Source organism: Winogradskyella aquimaris (assembly GCF_042676105.1).
GTDB lineage: Bacteria > Bacteroidota > Bacteroidia > Flavobacteriales > Flavobacteriaceae > Winogradskyella > Winogradskyella aquimaris.
In genome coordinates, this window is record NZ_JBHTJQ010000008.1 from 16,811 (window position 1) to 31,802 (window position 14,992).

Consider the following 14,992-nt stretch of genomic DNA (forward strand, 5'->3'; position numbering starts at 1 on the left):
TTCAATATGATTTTGACATATTACTTGTTAAAATTATAAATTTAAATAACTTTATATCGCTATCAACTAACACAATTATGAAAAAATATTATTCTTTTTGGCTATTAGCATGCATTGTTATTTCTCTAAAAGCCCAAGAAAATTCCCAAACCAGAGAAATTGAATATCCATTTGCCGCCCCTGGAAGTGAGGTAACTAGAGGTGTATTTGGAAGTGAGGACGACAGAAAAGAGGTTAAAGATGCTGAGGGTTATGAGGATTTTGTGAGAGCCACAGCTGTTATGATTTCAAAAAGCAACATCTATAATGATGAATTCTATTCATGGTCTTTAAGAGAAAGGCTGCAAAGACAATTTGGGACTAATAAATTTGATGAAAATGTAAAGTTTCTTGATCAACCTGCTATAGGTTCATGCACAGGTTTTTTAATTGCCCCGGATATTTTAGTAACTGCTGGGCATTGTATAAACTCATTAGAAGATGCAAAAAAATACGTTTGGGTTTTTGATTACACGAGTGAATCAAAGTTTATTAATGGGAGAAAACTAAAGTTCAAACCCGAAAATATTTATGAAGTTGAAAGTATAATTTCAACCAAATTAGATGATAAAACAAAAGATGATTACGCCTTTATAAGATTGAGAAGAAAGTCAAATCGGGATCCTTACAGATTTAGAACGAGTGGAAAAGTTTTAGAAGACACAAAAATAAACACGATAGGCTCTCCAACTGGACTACCCTTGAAATTTACCACAAATGCTGTTGTTGTAGACAATAAACCAAAAAATTGGTTCTTAAGCAGCCTTGATAATTTTCCAGGAAATTCAGGAGGACCGGTTTTTGACCAAAATGGTTTTATAGAAGGAATTCTAGTTCGAGGAATGGATGTTTATAGTGTGGCAGATGGTAGATATACAGGCGACTATAAATATAACCCTAAGTGTAACTGTATTCAAACTGTGAGTATTAACAGTATTTTTCTCAAAGGTGACTGTGAATCCCACAAAATTACTGAGGTGCCAACTAAAATATTAATTGAAGCAGTCTATGAGAATATTGAGTATGCCATTAAAAATAATCTTGAAGACCGTTTTAATTCATGGAGCATTTACAGCTGGATTTTTAACCATAAATACACAAAGCAGCAAGGTCGGTTTGAAAATTTAGCTATCGAGCAAAACAACACCTATGCACTAAAACAAATTCTCAAATTAACCACTGAGAGCATGTCAGATCAGCAAGCTAGGCAACTCATTGATTTTGCTATTTCTAAGAACAATGATGAAATTCTTCAGATCTTATTAGATAGTGGACTTCTTGCAGATGCTGGTTTAGATTCAACTTATACCTCACTTCAAAATGCAGTTATTTCGGACAACCTCGCCATAGCAGAAACATTAATTTATTATGGTGCAGACACTAAGGTAAAAACAAGTTCTGGTGATAATCTGCTTCATTTGGCAGCTCGAAACGGCTCTTTTGAAATGGCAAAACTCCTAGTTAAAAACGGTGTTGATGCAGGTGCAAAAAACAGCAAGAAAAGACGACCAGAAAAAGTGGCCAAAAAATCTGGACATAAGAGTTTGGCAAAGTATCTGAAAAAAGCCAGAAAAGGAAGACTCTAAATCCATTTGAAAAATGCTTAACAAGATTTCATTCTTTTTATTGTTTGCTTTACTCTGTTCCGTTGTTAGTATATCGCAACTTAATGCACAGAACAATCAGCACCTTATTTTAGAAGACGAAACTCTAGTGAAAGGAGATTCTTGTCTATCTAACAGAAGTGATTACAGTAAATTTAGGCTGGCATATGTTAACGATTCGACATTAGTGAAAAATCTTCAGATATTAGTTGGAGCCAATTACAAAAGTGAATCTTTTTCTAGCGTCGAACAGTTCAATATTTTTGATTTTAAGTTTTGGTTACTTTCCAACGATAGCTATAAATCCAATGGAGACCTAGAACTAAAAATTACATATTCGGTCAATAACAATCCCATAGAGCAGGTATTTTCCATCTGTCTTATGTATGTTGACCCTAATCCTGTTGATAGAGGCGCCAACACACCAGACTTTGTAAAACTGCCAATCTATTTTGGTACAGACAGAAACTATGTCAAATCAAAAGATCTAAATGATGCTTTTGGGATTAAACGTTCTAAACTCAAATATGGCATTGTGGAAGTCAGCATTCCGCACGATCATCGCATAGGCGAAATAGAAAGCCCATCAATTTGGAAGTTTGAGTTTTCAGAAGACCCATCAAAACATGTGATGCTTCAAAGTATTACACTTTTGGACAAAAAACGTTTTTTTGACAAGTTAGCAGCAGATATAAAAACCTCTAAAAAGAAAAGTACGTTTTTATTCGTCCATGGTTACAATACATCGTTTAGCGAAGCAGCTAAACGTACAGCTCAGATTTCGTATGACTTAAAATTTGACGGCAAAGCAGTATTTTATAGTTGGCCATCGCAAGCCTCAACATTTAGATATGGTAAAGATGAAGAAAATATTGAATGGTCTCAACGAAATATCGAGCGGTTTTTAAGAGATTATTTATCCAAATCTGGTGCTGAAGAGATTTATCTAGTGGCACACAGCATGGGCAACCGAGGATTGACAAGAGCTATCGTTAAAGTTATGAAGGATAGGCCCGAACTTCGTTCAAAAATTAAAGAAATCATTTTGGCAGCACCAGACATTGATGCTGATGTTTTTAAGAATGATATTGCACCACAAATGGTATCCAATACACAAAAACCTATTACACTTTATGTATCTTCGGATGACTTGGCCTTAAAAGCATCAAAACTAATCAATGGTAATGCAAGAGCTGGAGATGCTGGTGAAAAAATGGTTATTCTAAACGGTATTGAAACTATTGATGCTACAGGAATTGATACGAGCTTCTTGAGCCATTCTTATTTTGCGGATTCAAATTCCATCATATCAGATATATTTGACATTATACAATCTGGACAACGTGCCCTAAACCGAAAACGCTTATTAATGGCAAAACTAAAAGACAATGTTTACTGGAAGGTAAAGCAATAAAGCACTATAAAATTAAGCTATTATGAAAAACATTTACACTAAAATATTATTTGTTCTAATTCTGGTGACTTCGGGTATCACTACTGCTCAAGAACGCTACAGAATTACTTATGATTATGCTACCGAAAAAGTCAATTACTTATTATTAGACAAGAATAGCAATATTGTTGATACCTTAAGTAACCCCAAACTAAAACGGAATAGTTTAGTAGAATTAAAACTTAAAAACGTTAACCCTTTTGCTGTCCAAGTACAAACCGATGTAAAGGAAGAAAATTTAATCGCTTCTGGTCAAGGCTTTAATTTCAGCTCATTATTAGGTGGTATCAACTCTTTTACGGGAAATCAAATAGACCTGAACACTTCTGCCCTACCAGACACAGAGGTTTTTAAATCTGAAGCTGGTACAAGGGGAAGTGCAGCTGCTACAAGCAATTTTGAAGATTTAAATAATACCATTACAAATATTTCAGCATTAAAGACTACATTTTTATCCAACCTACTAAATCCTAATTTAGATAAGGAAACCATAATGAAGAATTTGGTAGAAACTGCTGACGCAGAACAAGATGTACGCTTACCAAGTGCCAAGGATAACTTCTATGTGTATTTGTCCAAGGTAGAAAAATCCATAAAGGATAGTCGTTCCCAGTTAGAAAATAATATCAATACCATGTCAAATTCCATTGATATGGAAATAGAAAATAATAAGGACTTAACTCGTGGCGAATTGGTATCGCGTAACATTGCAGTAGCAGATCTGCAACGTTTAATGTCTAAACTCAATCAATCCACTACTCAAAGTTTACAGAGTCTAGACGAACTTAGGTCGCTATATACAGTTTTAGAAGCTTCGAATTTTGAACAGACCTATGACTACGAACTATCTGCCGATAAGGTTAATGTAGAACTTAAATTTGTACAAAGCGAGTTTTCAAACTCAATTGACAACGATAATGAGCCAACCACTTTAAAAACAAGAAATATCACAATGCTTTCTAAAGGTGGTTTTAAGATTAATACCAGTATAGCCATGACCTTGAATAATTTTGGCTCAAATTCCAAAGATTATTTTATTGATGAAAATAGTGTCATTGGTGCAGATGAAAATGACTTCTTTGTACCTAATTTAAGCACAATGATTAATTTCTATCCTTTTATGGGCGAAAACTTCAACATTGGTGGCAGCTTTGGATTATCTATACCTATTTCGGGTAATGATAATGTAAATGGAATTAACTTTCTTTTTGGTCCTTCTATGTTTTTTGGTAGTAAGAGTCGCTTATCACTTTCAGGAGGATTGGCCTATGGACCCGTTCAAAAACTCACCAATGGCTTAGAAGTAGGCGATACTACATCCTTTGGAAGTGTCGACAATTTTACCAAAAACGTTTATGACTTCGGATATTATTTCGGTATTTCCTTTAGCCTCTTTGATTTAAATTAAAATATTATGAAACACAGGATACTACTCTTATTGGCCCTCATGTTTAGCTTAAATGTTATGGCGGAAAAATATGCCATTATTATTGCCATTGGCGACTATCCAACAAAAACAGGCTGGTCATCAATCAGTTCGGTAAACGATGTGCCTTTAATTAAAAATACCTTATTGAAGCAAAACTTTAAGGCTGAAAACATTACAGTGCTATCAAATGCAGAAGCAACAAGAGCCGGAATATTAAGCGCCATCGAAGACCTACAATCTAAGATTAAACCCGGCGATATTGTAGTGCTCCACTACTCTGGCCATGGTCAACAGATTTTTGACAACAATGGGGATGAAATTGATGATTTGGACGAAGCCATAGTACCTTATGATGCATTGGTACGTTATACTTCAAATTACAAAGGCGAAAATCATATCCGTGATGATGAATTGGCCAACATATTTACAAATTTTAGAAACGCGTTGGGTAAAGACGGACAACTATTGGTGTTGTTAGACAGTTGCCACTCTGGTTCTTCTACAAGAGGTGGAAAAGCCAGAGGGGGTGAACCCGAATTTACTCCACCAAACTGGACTCCGACTTCAGAGAAAAACACACCAGGTAGTGGATTGGTTGAAAAAATTCAGATTAATAATGATGCTGCACCATTTATAATGTTATCTGGCGCTTCTGCCAATGAATTGAATTACGAATATGAGGGTTATGGCTCTCTAAGTTTTGCGTTTTCAAAAGCCATGAACGAGTTGGGCAGTGACTTTACCTATCGCAAATTATTTTCTGCTATTGCTGCAAACATGAATGTGATTTCCCCTAAACAGACACCAACTATAGAAGGCGATGCGGATTACAAACTTTTTAAAGGGGAGTACGTAAAACAACAACCCTATTTTGAAGTCACCAAAGTACCACGTGCCGATGTCATTAAAATTGGTGCTGGAAAACTACAGCGCCTTTTCGAAGGCACCACAGTGAATATTTTACCGGCAGGAACTTCAAAAGTAGAAGACAAAGACATCATCACTAAAGGTAAAATTACTAGGGCAACATTTAATGAATCAATTATCAAATTAGATGCAACTTTAGGCTCTACCAATGAAAAAGAATACTGGGTGTTTATAGATAAGCAAACCTACGGTGATCTGGCTATTAACATTTATTTTGACAAATCATTAAAATCAAAAGGGGTAAAAACGAATGTCGAAAATTTTCTTACCGAAAATAAACTTGGCCAAATTGTAAAGGATTCTACAAAAGCCGATTTAATAATTGAAGAATTAAATAAGAATAAAGAGCTATCTATCATCACTGCAAACGGTGGAAACCCGGTATATAAACAGACAAGAATCGATGGTGATTACAGTGCTAAATCAGTAACAGAAACGCTTTTTAACTACGCACAAGGTAATTACCTTAAAAACTTAAAGTTAGATAATCTGAACTATGAGTTTGAATTTAAACTTTTACCAGCTAAGGAAGATGACCTTACAGGGGAAGTTACTGAATTAGAAGAAGATGCTTTTACCAATGAGGCTGGTAAATTTCAAGTTAATACTGACTATGACAGAGTATATCTACAGGTCACCAATAAAAGTGATCGCCCTCTATACTTCAGTATTATAGAGATAAATTCAAAAGGTGAAATCGCACCTTTTATGCCTAATGATAATTGCACACTAAATGACAATGAACGCCTTATTGCACCAGGTAAAACCATGACCTTTAAAAACTGTATTTACAGTTTTGGAGATCCTTATGAGACGTTAATTTTAAAAGGTTTTGCAACAACATCACCTATTAATTTTAGACCAACCGTAACTTCGAGAGGTGCCCAATCCGGCACTCGTGGGTCATCTAATCCATTAGAGGGCTTTATAGGGCAAACCTATTCCCAGTCTCGCGGTAGTAGTAGTTCTTCCGTTAGTGGACCAATTGATGGGTACAGTACAGAGTTTGTGTATGAAATTGTAAAGGAAAAGTAAATGATTACCCAAAAGGTATTTTGTGTTATTGTAAACTTAACTTGTTTTGTATCAAGTCTATCGCTATTTAGTCAAGATGTTTCTGAACTAATACAACTACACAGGCAAAACCTAAAAGAACTTTACGAAACGAGAGGTGCTCCGCCAGATTGGTTAGAAACTGGCCATGTAGATGACCAATATTTGGAATGGTGCTTAGACCATTATTCTAAACCAACTGCAATACTTCTCTATACGCACCAAGAAGATACACTCACCATAAATCTTTTTGATAAAAAAGCGACTAAATTACAGACCAAAATACCTATAAAGGCTAAAGAATTGGTTGACCATATTAATAATGTTAATCTTTATTATTCTAAAGGTCGAAAAGATAAATCTCCTAAGTTGAGAGGTTCAAAATCTATTTCTAAGAAAAATAGACAACTAAAAACGAGTTTAAAAACCATAAACACACGTTTATTACCTGATACCTTTGACCTAGAAAACTATGAGCACATTATTATTGTTCCTGTTTTTAACATCTCTACACTACCCTTTTCTGCTTTCAAAATCAGAGATAAGGAACTTATAGATATAATGAGTTATTCTATAGCGCCTAGTTTATTTGAATTAATGGTGTCTAATAAGCTCAATAATGATGACTACTACTATAAAAAACAACAATATAATTGGGAAAATGCCCTATTTGTAGCTAACCCAGAATATCCTAATGATTCCATCTGGAATTTTCCGGACCTTCCAGGAACTATTAGAGAAGTCAATACCATTACCAAAGATTTCCCTAAAGACTCTCAAACAAAACTCATAGGAAAGGAAGCTACTAAAAAAAATGTACTAGATTCTATCTGTAATTACGACTTAATCTATTTTGCTACACACGGTATATCAAATTCTGAAAATCCATTAGAAAACAGCTTTTTGGTGTTATCAGAATCTGATGATGATTCTGCATATTTTAGTTTAAGTGAAATAATGAATATAAGAAAAGAATGTTCTTTAAAAGCAGATCTTGTGGTTTTAAGTGCCTGCCAAACAGGTTTAGGAAAATCTCATGAAGGTGGTATTATAGGTTTAGCGCGCTCTTTTCAAATTGCTGGAGCTAATCATGTAGTAATGAGCTTATGGAATATTGATGATGAAAAGACTGCAACATTTATGTCGTTTTTCTTTGAAGAATTAAGAAAAAGTAATGACTTAATGCCTCACGAGGCTTTAAGGCAAGCTACTTTAAGGTTTAAATCAGAGATAGATAATGACCCTAAATATTGGGCAGCATTTTCCATTTTTGGGGTACCATACTAATTTACAAACCGTTAAAAGTCAATGCAGATGCTTTTTGGTATATTTTCTATTAAAGTTTTAGTCAATATTTATTTGGCATAATCAGTTTTTAGTTGGTAATGGTCTTAAAAAATTATTTTTCATGAAATTAAAATTAATCTTCATACTGTTTTTAATGCCATCTTATTTGTGTTTTGCCCAAGATTACAAAACCTATGATACATGGCTAAAATTCTATAATGAAGGGTATGATTTATATTCTAAACAAAACTATACTGATGCTGTAGAAAAGTTAAAAAAAGCAGCTGAATATATAAATCAAATAAACTTTAGTACCGACGAGAAAACGCAGTACTACCCTATCTACAATTATGATTATTTGGGATTATCTTACCAAAGTCTCGGAGACTTTAAAAATGCAGCAGAGTCCTTTACCAAAGCAATGGAACTCTTAAGCAGCGTCGAAAATATGAATGTCGACTACGGTAAACAAATCCTAAACAGCCTAATATCTTGTTACGAAAAATACGACCTTAATAAAGCTTTAGAGTACAGGCAGCAATACTTAAACGGTATAGCCAAAGAGAGCGGTAAAATATCCATACCTTATGCTGAACAGCTTTTTGCAATATCTCTCATCAACAAAAATCTTCAAGAAACAAATGCTTTTATCGAAAATCTTGAGGAAGCCTATAGCATACATAAGCAATTAGAGTCTACAGATCATATACACTACCCTTATATAGTCTTTAATTTAGCTTATACCTATTATCACAGACAAGATTATGCTCAAGCTCTAATCTATTTTAAAAACATGGAAGCTAATTTAGAGCCTTATCAAAAAGACCCATATATCAATATTGGAAAGTTAAACTACGATTATGCTTTAAGTCTTTACAAACAAGGTTTTTTCGCGGAATCTGAATCTAAGTTTAAAGATTTACTCAATGATCCATGGTTAAAGAGTATAGAAAATGCTGAATTCTATCTCTACGCTACAAATTATATTGGGCTTTCAGCCTACTATCAAAATAAAATTGAAGACGCAAAATTAGCTTACGAAACTAGTTTTCCTCATTTAGAAAATGCTTTGGGTGCTACAAGTCCTTTATTTGCATTGCAAAAAACCAACTATATTAGATTACTTATTGATACGGCTAACTACGATCCTGCTTTAAAACTAAGTGAAGAGGTTTATAAAACGCTTCAAGTAAATGGACATACCGATTCTAAAGCCTATCTAAATGTCGTCAACAATTTAGGTATGCTCTACATGCAAAAGTCCGACTTCGAAAAGGCAGAAACGTTTATTAAGACATCTATAGACCTAGCTGAATTAAGCTTTCACTACAATGCTTTGGATAAATCTCATCTTAAAAGCAATTTAGCTTACATCTATCAAAAACTAAGCAAATATGACGAAGCAAAATCTTTACATGAAGAGGTTTTAAAAACTAAAACGGAGTTATTAAATCCTAACAGTCAGGATTATGCCATAGCTTTAATGAATTTTGGTACTTACTTATTTGAAACTGGCGAACATATTAAAGCTGAGGACTATTTTCTTAAAAGTGAAGCTATCTTTAAGAATAACAATGATACTGGCAGTATTGCCTTTACATCTCTACTACTAAATCTTGCTCAGCTATACGATACCAAAAGAAACCTCAAACAAAGTTTATACCATTACGAAAAAGCCATTGATATTTATTCTAAAAGTGGTTTAGAAACATCAGAGAACATGGCTCTTGCTTTACATGGAAAAGCTTCCGCACTTTTGTCTATAGGTGATATTAATGAAGCTACTAAAAGTGAAAAACAATCCTTTGAAATTATAAATAATAATTTTGATCATACCTCTTTACAATACGGCAATGCGGCTTTCAATTATGGCTCCTTATATTATTATTTAGGAGATTATAATAAAGCTCAAAACTATTTCACAGAAGCCTATAAGGTCTTTGAAAAGCATCTAGACTATGGATCTCCTGAGTTTATAAAAATAGCTGAATATTACATTAAAGATTTAGTAGCCAATAAAGATTACGAAACTGCGCTACAGCTTATAGTGAAAATTGAAGAGAATCTTATCTCTAATTATGGGTTTGAAAGTTTTTATTATGCCAAAGTACTTTATAATAAAGCAAAAATTTCCGCCTTAATGGGTAATTATGAATACGCATCAAGGTTATACCAATCCGTATCGACCGTTTTTCAAAAGACTGTAGATAAGAATAGCGATACATACAGTAACATGCTTTTCAATTATGGGAGAACTTTAGATCAACTAGGTAAAACCGATCAAGCTATAGAAAAATATAAAGAACAAGCAGAAGGTATTAAAAACCAGTTAAAAGATCTCTTCACATACAGAAATGAAGAAGACAAGAAAAAATTTATGCAACAACTTTCAATGTATAATGATTGGTTGAATGCTTCAATTTTTAAAGATGATGAAGAATATAGCAACTTAATTGGTATAGGACTCAATAATCAATTAATGCTTAAAAGTTTACTTTTAAATACATCTAAAGAGATTATATCAAGTTTATCAAAATCTAATGATCCTGAAATAAAGTCTAAAATTGATGATTACGGTAATTTAAAATATCAGCTCTCCGACCCAAAAATCTTAAGTAATACTGAGAAGACTGCAAACTTGAGAAGTCGAATTAATGCTCTAGAAACAGAGCTGGTTAAGCTATATAATACTTCAGAAAACAGGAAGAGTACCGAAAATTTCGACAAAGATTGGTTAACTATAAAAAAGAACTTAACTCCAAACGCTATTGCTATTGAGTTTGTAGAATTCGAAACGAGAGAGGGTAATTATCTCAGCGGCGAACGTGCTTACGGAGCTTACTTAATTCATTCAACTTGGGACAAGCCAAAAATTGTGCAACTCGTTTCACTTGAAGACCTTAAAAATGCACTCAAAAAACAAGATCCAAATTCACTATATCAAACTAGAGGTTCCAAAGCAAAAAACACTACAAACACAAAAGGACTTTACGAACTTCTTTGGGCACCTTTAGAACCTTATTTAGAAAACATAGAAACCATCTACTACTCACCTAGCGGTTTACTTAACCAAATTCCCTTTGCGGCTTTAGACACCGAAGGAAAACATATTTTAGCTAGTCAATTCAATCTAGTTCAATTAACTAATAGTTTTAATATAACGGATCTTAAGAATACTATTAATAAAGAAAACACACTTTTTATTGGTGGTATAGATTATAATGGCATACCAGCTAAAACTTCAGATAAAAGTGATATTGCCTATGAACTTTCCAATTTAAAATCTGTTTCAGGAACAAGAAGTTTAGGATCGTCTTGGAATTATTTACCAGGTACTTTAAACGAAGTTAATTCGATTCAAAAATTATTTTCAAAACACGGAAAATCAATCTCAGTTTTAACTGACAAAGAAGCTACCGAAAGTGCATTTAAATCCTTAAATGCAAATAGCCCAAAAATTATTCATATCGCAACACATGGCTTCTTTTTTGAAAACAAAAACCATAACGATAGTGATAGATTCAATTCACCTGAAACCACCGTATACAAAAAAGCCGAAGATCCACTATTGCGCTCTGGCCTGTTATTTGCAGGTGCTAATATCGCATGGCAAAATAGTGAAAATGCCAATTCTGAAAATGATGGTGTTTTAACTGCTTTGGAAATTTCAAACTTAGATCTATCCAATACGGACATGGTAGTACTTTCAGCCTGCGAAACAGGACTGGGCGATATAGATGGTAGCGAAGGTGTTTATGGTTTGCAACGGGCGTTTAAAATGGCAGGTGTGGATATACTAATAATGAGTCTTTGGGAAGTACCTGATATGGAAACCGCAGAATTTATGAATATCTTTTACACCAACTGGCTTAATGGAGAACCTATAAGAGAAGCATTTAGAAACACACAATTAGAAATGTCAAATACATACAAAGACAACCCAGAAAAATGGGCTGCCTTTGTCTTGATTGAATAAAATGAAAACTATAAAATTTACTTTTTTTGCACTTTACTTTTCGCTTATAGCTTTTTCTCAAAATGATGAAGACTATAACAAATGGCAAGAACATATTGATAACGGAAACTATTATTTCAGCTATCAAGAATTGGATAAGGCTGCCAATGCCTATAAAAATGCACTTGATTTAGCTAATAAGATATTTAAGGTTGAATCTAATGAATATATGACAACTGCATATTCTTATGCGGTTGTCCTTGTTCAAACTGAAAAGAACGATTTAGCCCAAGAACCTATGGAAAAAGCTCTAATTGGGCTCAAAGCTTTATACGGAGAAACAAATGAACAATATGCTAATGCTCTTACCATTTTGGCAAATATCTATATTAACAACAAAGCCTTTAAACTTGCTGAAGAAAAATATATAGAATCTAACGATTTACTTAAAATTGTATATGGTGAAGACCATATGATGTATGGCATCGGACTTACAAATTTGGCTGGATTATATAGAGAAACAGGTGATTATAAAAAAGCACTTGAAATTTTAAATGATGGATTAGAAATTCTAAAGGATAATATCTATTTTGATAAAACTGCATACAACAATCTCAGATATAATAATCTTCCTAGTATTTATCAAGGTTTAGGAAGACTGGAAGATGCTATAGCAATAGAAAAAGAAAGTCTAAATTATATTAAGCGAAAATACGGTTCTAATAACTCTAATTATGCTAATCTATTAACGAGCATTGGTGGTATTTATGTTAATCTCGGTTATTTTAATAAGGCCGAAAATGTATTGTTAGAAGCCTCAAAAATCTTTGAAGAACTCAATGACCGCGAAAATGACAAGGCTCTTGGTAACACCTACATGTTTTTAACGGCTTGTTTTACTGAAACTTCAGATTTTAAAAAAGCCTTTTACTACGCCAGTAAAGGTATTGATCTAACAGAATTAGATGAAACAAACCCAAAAGTTAGTTCAATACAATACTATGAAATTTTAAGTGGTCTCCACTGGAAACTTCAAAACTATGAACAAGTAAAAGACTACCTAAATATTATTATTGGATTAACTAAAACTTCTACAGGCGAAAGTGCGCCAACGCTTCCAGTTTTAATGTCTAGATTGAGTTTGTGTTATCTTAATTTGGAAGACATAGAAAAAGCGGAAAAACTCGCAAAGGAAGCCTTTAACAAAGCAAAGACTTATAACCTATCAATAAAAGACAATGCCTATAGAGTATGTTTAGACAATCTTAGCGCTATTCTGGTTGAACAAAAAAAATACAAAGAGGCCATAAAAAATATAGAAAGTACGCTTAGTGAAGAAGATAAAAACTACCCTAATTATTGGCAAAAACAGGTAGAATTGGCTAATGTTTATCTTATGGATCATCAATGTAAAAAAGCTGCAGTACTTTTAGATGAAGCCATTAAGAAATTAAAAACCTACTATGGTAAAGACAACCCTGATTACATTGATGCGCTTAACAGTTTGATCATTTCTCAAAAATGTGAAAAACAATATGGTGACCTCATTAAAAATGTAAAACAAGCCAATGATTTAACAAAGCAGCAACTTGTAAAACAATTTAGTTTTAGCACTAATGACTTAAAACGAATATTTCTAACAGAAATTGAAGCGTCTTTTAACATTTACGAATCTATTAACTTAGACAATCCAAAAGATGAACTGACCGCACTTAATCTAGAAAACAAATACATATTAAAAGGCTTGCTATTAAATCAGGCAAAAAATATTATACAAAAACTCAAAACACTTAATGAGCCAGAAATCAACAAACTCATTAATGACTATGTAGATAATAAGCAATTTTTACAAAGAATAGAAGATAAAAACAACGAGAAGTTTAATGAGTTTAAAGAGGAATTTACTAAGACCATTCAAAGCCTAGAAATCGAGTTAGTGCAATTGTATAACGAGCGTTTTAAAGAACCCATCAACTTTGAGAAAAAATGGACAAAGGTCAGGGACCAACTCAAACAAAAAGAAGCTGCCATTGAGTTTTCGAGATTCAATTATTTTACTAATAAGGTTTCAGATAGCACTTATTATGTGGCTTATATTATAAAACAAGCCTATACTTATCCCAAGATTATCACACTTTTTGAAGAAACAGAATTAAAAGAGTTAATATCCAAGTCATCTGACCCAAAAGAACTATATAATACAAGAGGTTCTAAAGCAAAATCAACGAGTCAGACCTCAAATACTTCAGAATTATATCAACTCATTTGGAAGCCTTTAGAACAGGAACTTAATGATATAACAACTGTATATTTTGCGCCATCAGGTATTTTGCACAACATCTCGTTTTCATCCATTAAAATTAATGAAGATGTATTAATTAACAAGTACAATTTAGTTCAATTAAGTAGTACTTACGAAATTACAAATAACCTCAACAATCCAAAACCAAATGATGTAGTATTAGTTGGAGGAATAACTTATGATTATGAGATAAAAGAAGACATAAATGAAAAAGTACAAGAGCCTCAGTCTATTGACTTATTAGAATTAAATAGGTCGGAAAGAAATAACACATGGAATTATTTACCTGGCACTTTAGCTGAAGTTAATACTATAGATACTTTACTGTTGAGAGAAAATAAAGACAAAGAAATTTTGACAGGTACTCTTGCCAGCGAAAATTATTTTAAAAGTCTAAGCGGAAATAGTCCTAAAATATTACATATTGCTACACACGGATTTTTCTTTGAAAACAACGAAGAAAAAACATCATTACTTAGAACTAAAACAATTAATAAATATAAGACAGATTACAACCCATTAAATAGAACTGGCTTATTATTTAGTGGTGCAAACTACGCATGGGTAAATGGCAGCTGCCCACCCAACGAAAAAGAAAATGGCATTATAACTGCGGAAGAAATTTCAACATTAGATTTTTCACAAACAGAATTAGTTGTTTTGTCGGCATGTGATACAGGACTTGGTGATATAGATGGTAGTGAAGGTGTTTATGGTTTGCAACGGGCGTTTAAAATGGCCGGTGTAGACATGCTAATAATGAGTCTTTGGGAAGTACCCGATGCGGAAACCGCTGAATTTATGAGCATCTTTTATACGAACTGGCTCAAAGGAGAACCTATAAGAGAAGCATTTAGAAACACACAGTTAGAAATGTCGACTAAATACAAAGACAACCCGGAGAAATGGGCTGCTTTTGTGTTCTTAGAATAATATCTATATT

Annotated in this window: 7 protein-coding genes; all 7 read left to right on the forward strand. The window is 33.3% G+C overall.

Features of this window, described 5'->3' with window-relative positions:
- Window positions 1-77: 77 nt before the first annotated feature.
- Window positions 78-1,625, forward strand: a complete 1,548-nt coding sequence (locus tag ACFQ1K_RS06565; protein WP_320556687.1) for an ankyrin repeat domain-containing protein — start codon at window positions 78-80, stop codon at window positions 1,623-1,625.
- Between the two features lie 13 nt (window positions 1,626-1,638).
- Complete coding sequence (locus ACFQ1K_RS06570; protein ID WP_320556686.1) at window positions 1,639-3,057, forward strand: alpha/beta hydrolase; 1,419 nt, start codon at window positions 1,639-1,641, stop codon at window positions 3,055-3,057.
- A gap of 22 nt (window positions 3,058-3,079) precedes the next feature.
- Entirely contained in the window at window positions 3,080-4,504 is a 1,425-nt protein-coding gene (locus tag ACFQ1K_RS06575) for a hypothetical protein (RefSeq protein ID WP_320556685.1), read from the forward strand.
- A gap of 6 nt (window positions 4,505-4,510) precedes the next feature.
- Window positions 4,511-6,487, forward strand: coding sequence for a caspase family protein (locus ACFQ1K_RS06580; RefSeq protein WP_320556684.1), 1,977 nt, complete (start codon window positions 4,511-4,513; stop codon window positions 6,485-6,487).
- Window positions 6,488-7,792 carry a CHAT domain-containing protein gene (locus ACFQ1K_RS06585; protein WP_320556683.1) on the forward strand — a complete coding sequence of 435 codons (1,305 nt, stop codon included), beginning with the start codon at window positions 6,488-6,490 and terminating at the stop codon, window positions 7,790-7,792.
- A gap of 121 nt (window positions 7,793-7,913) precedes the next feature.
- Entirely contained in the window at window positions 7,914-11,768 is a 3,855-nt protein-coding gene (locus tag ACFQ1K_RS06590) for a CHAT domain-containing tetratricopeptide repeat protein (RefSeq protein ID WP_320556682.1), read from the forward strand.
- A 1-nt stretch (window position 11,769) separates the two neighbouring features.
- Window positions 11,770-14,982 (forward strand): CHAT domain-containing tetratricopeptide repeat protein, encoded by a 3,213-nt coding sequence (locus ACFQ1K_RS06595; RefSeq protein ID WP_320556681.1) that lies wholly within the window; start codon window positions 11,770-11,772, stop codon window positions 14,980-14,982.
- Window positions 14,983-14,992: the final 10 nt, after the last annotated feature.

What these genes read in the sequence shown, in the direction of transcription:
- ACFQ1K_RS06565 (WP_320556687.1), top strand. Translation starts at nt 78, where the DNA reads ATGAAAAAATATTATTCTTTTTGGCTATTAGCATGCATTGTTATTTCT.
- ACFQ1K_RS06570 (WP_320556686.1), top strand. Translation starts at nt 1,639, where the DNA reads ATGCTTAACAAGATTTCATTCTTTTTATTGTTTGCTTTACTCTGTTCC.
- ACFQ1K_RS06575 (WP_320556685.1), top strand. Translation starts at nt 3,080, where the DNA reads ATGAAAAACATTTACACTAAAATATTATTTGTTCTAATTCTGGTGACT.
- ACFQ1K_RS06580 (WP_320556684.1), top strand. Translation starts at nt 4,511, where the DNA reads ATGAAACACAGGATACTACTCTTATTGGCCCTCATGTTTAGCTTAAAT.
- ACFQ1K_RS06585 (WP_320556683.1), top strand. Translation starts at nt 6,488, where the DNA reads ATGATTACCCAAAAGGTATTTTGTGTTATTGTAAACTTAACTTGTTTT.
- ACFQ1K_RS06590 (WP_320556682.1), top strand. Translation starts at nt 7,914, where the DNA reads ATGAAATTAAAATTAATCTTCATACTGTTTTTAATGCCATCTTATTTG.
- ACFQ1K_RS06595 (WP_320556681.1), top strand. Translation starts at nt 11,770, where the DNA reads ATGAAAACTATAAAATTTACTTTTTTTGCACTTTACTTTTCGCTTATA.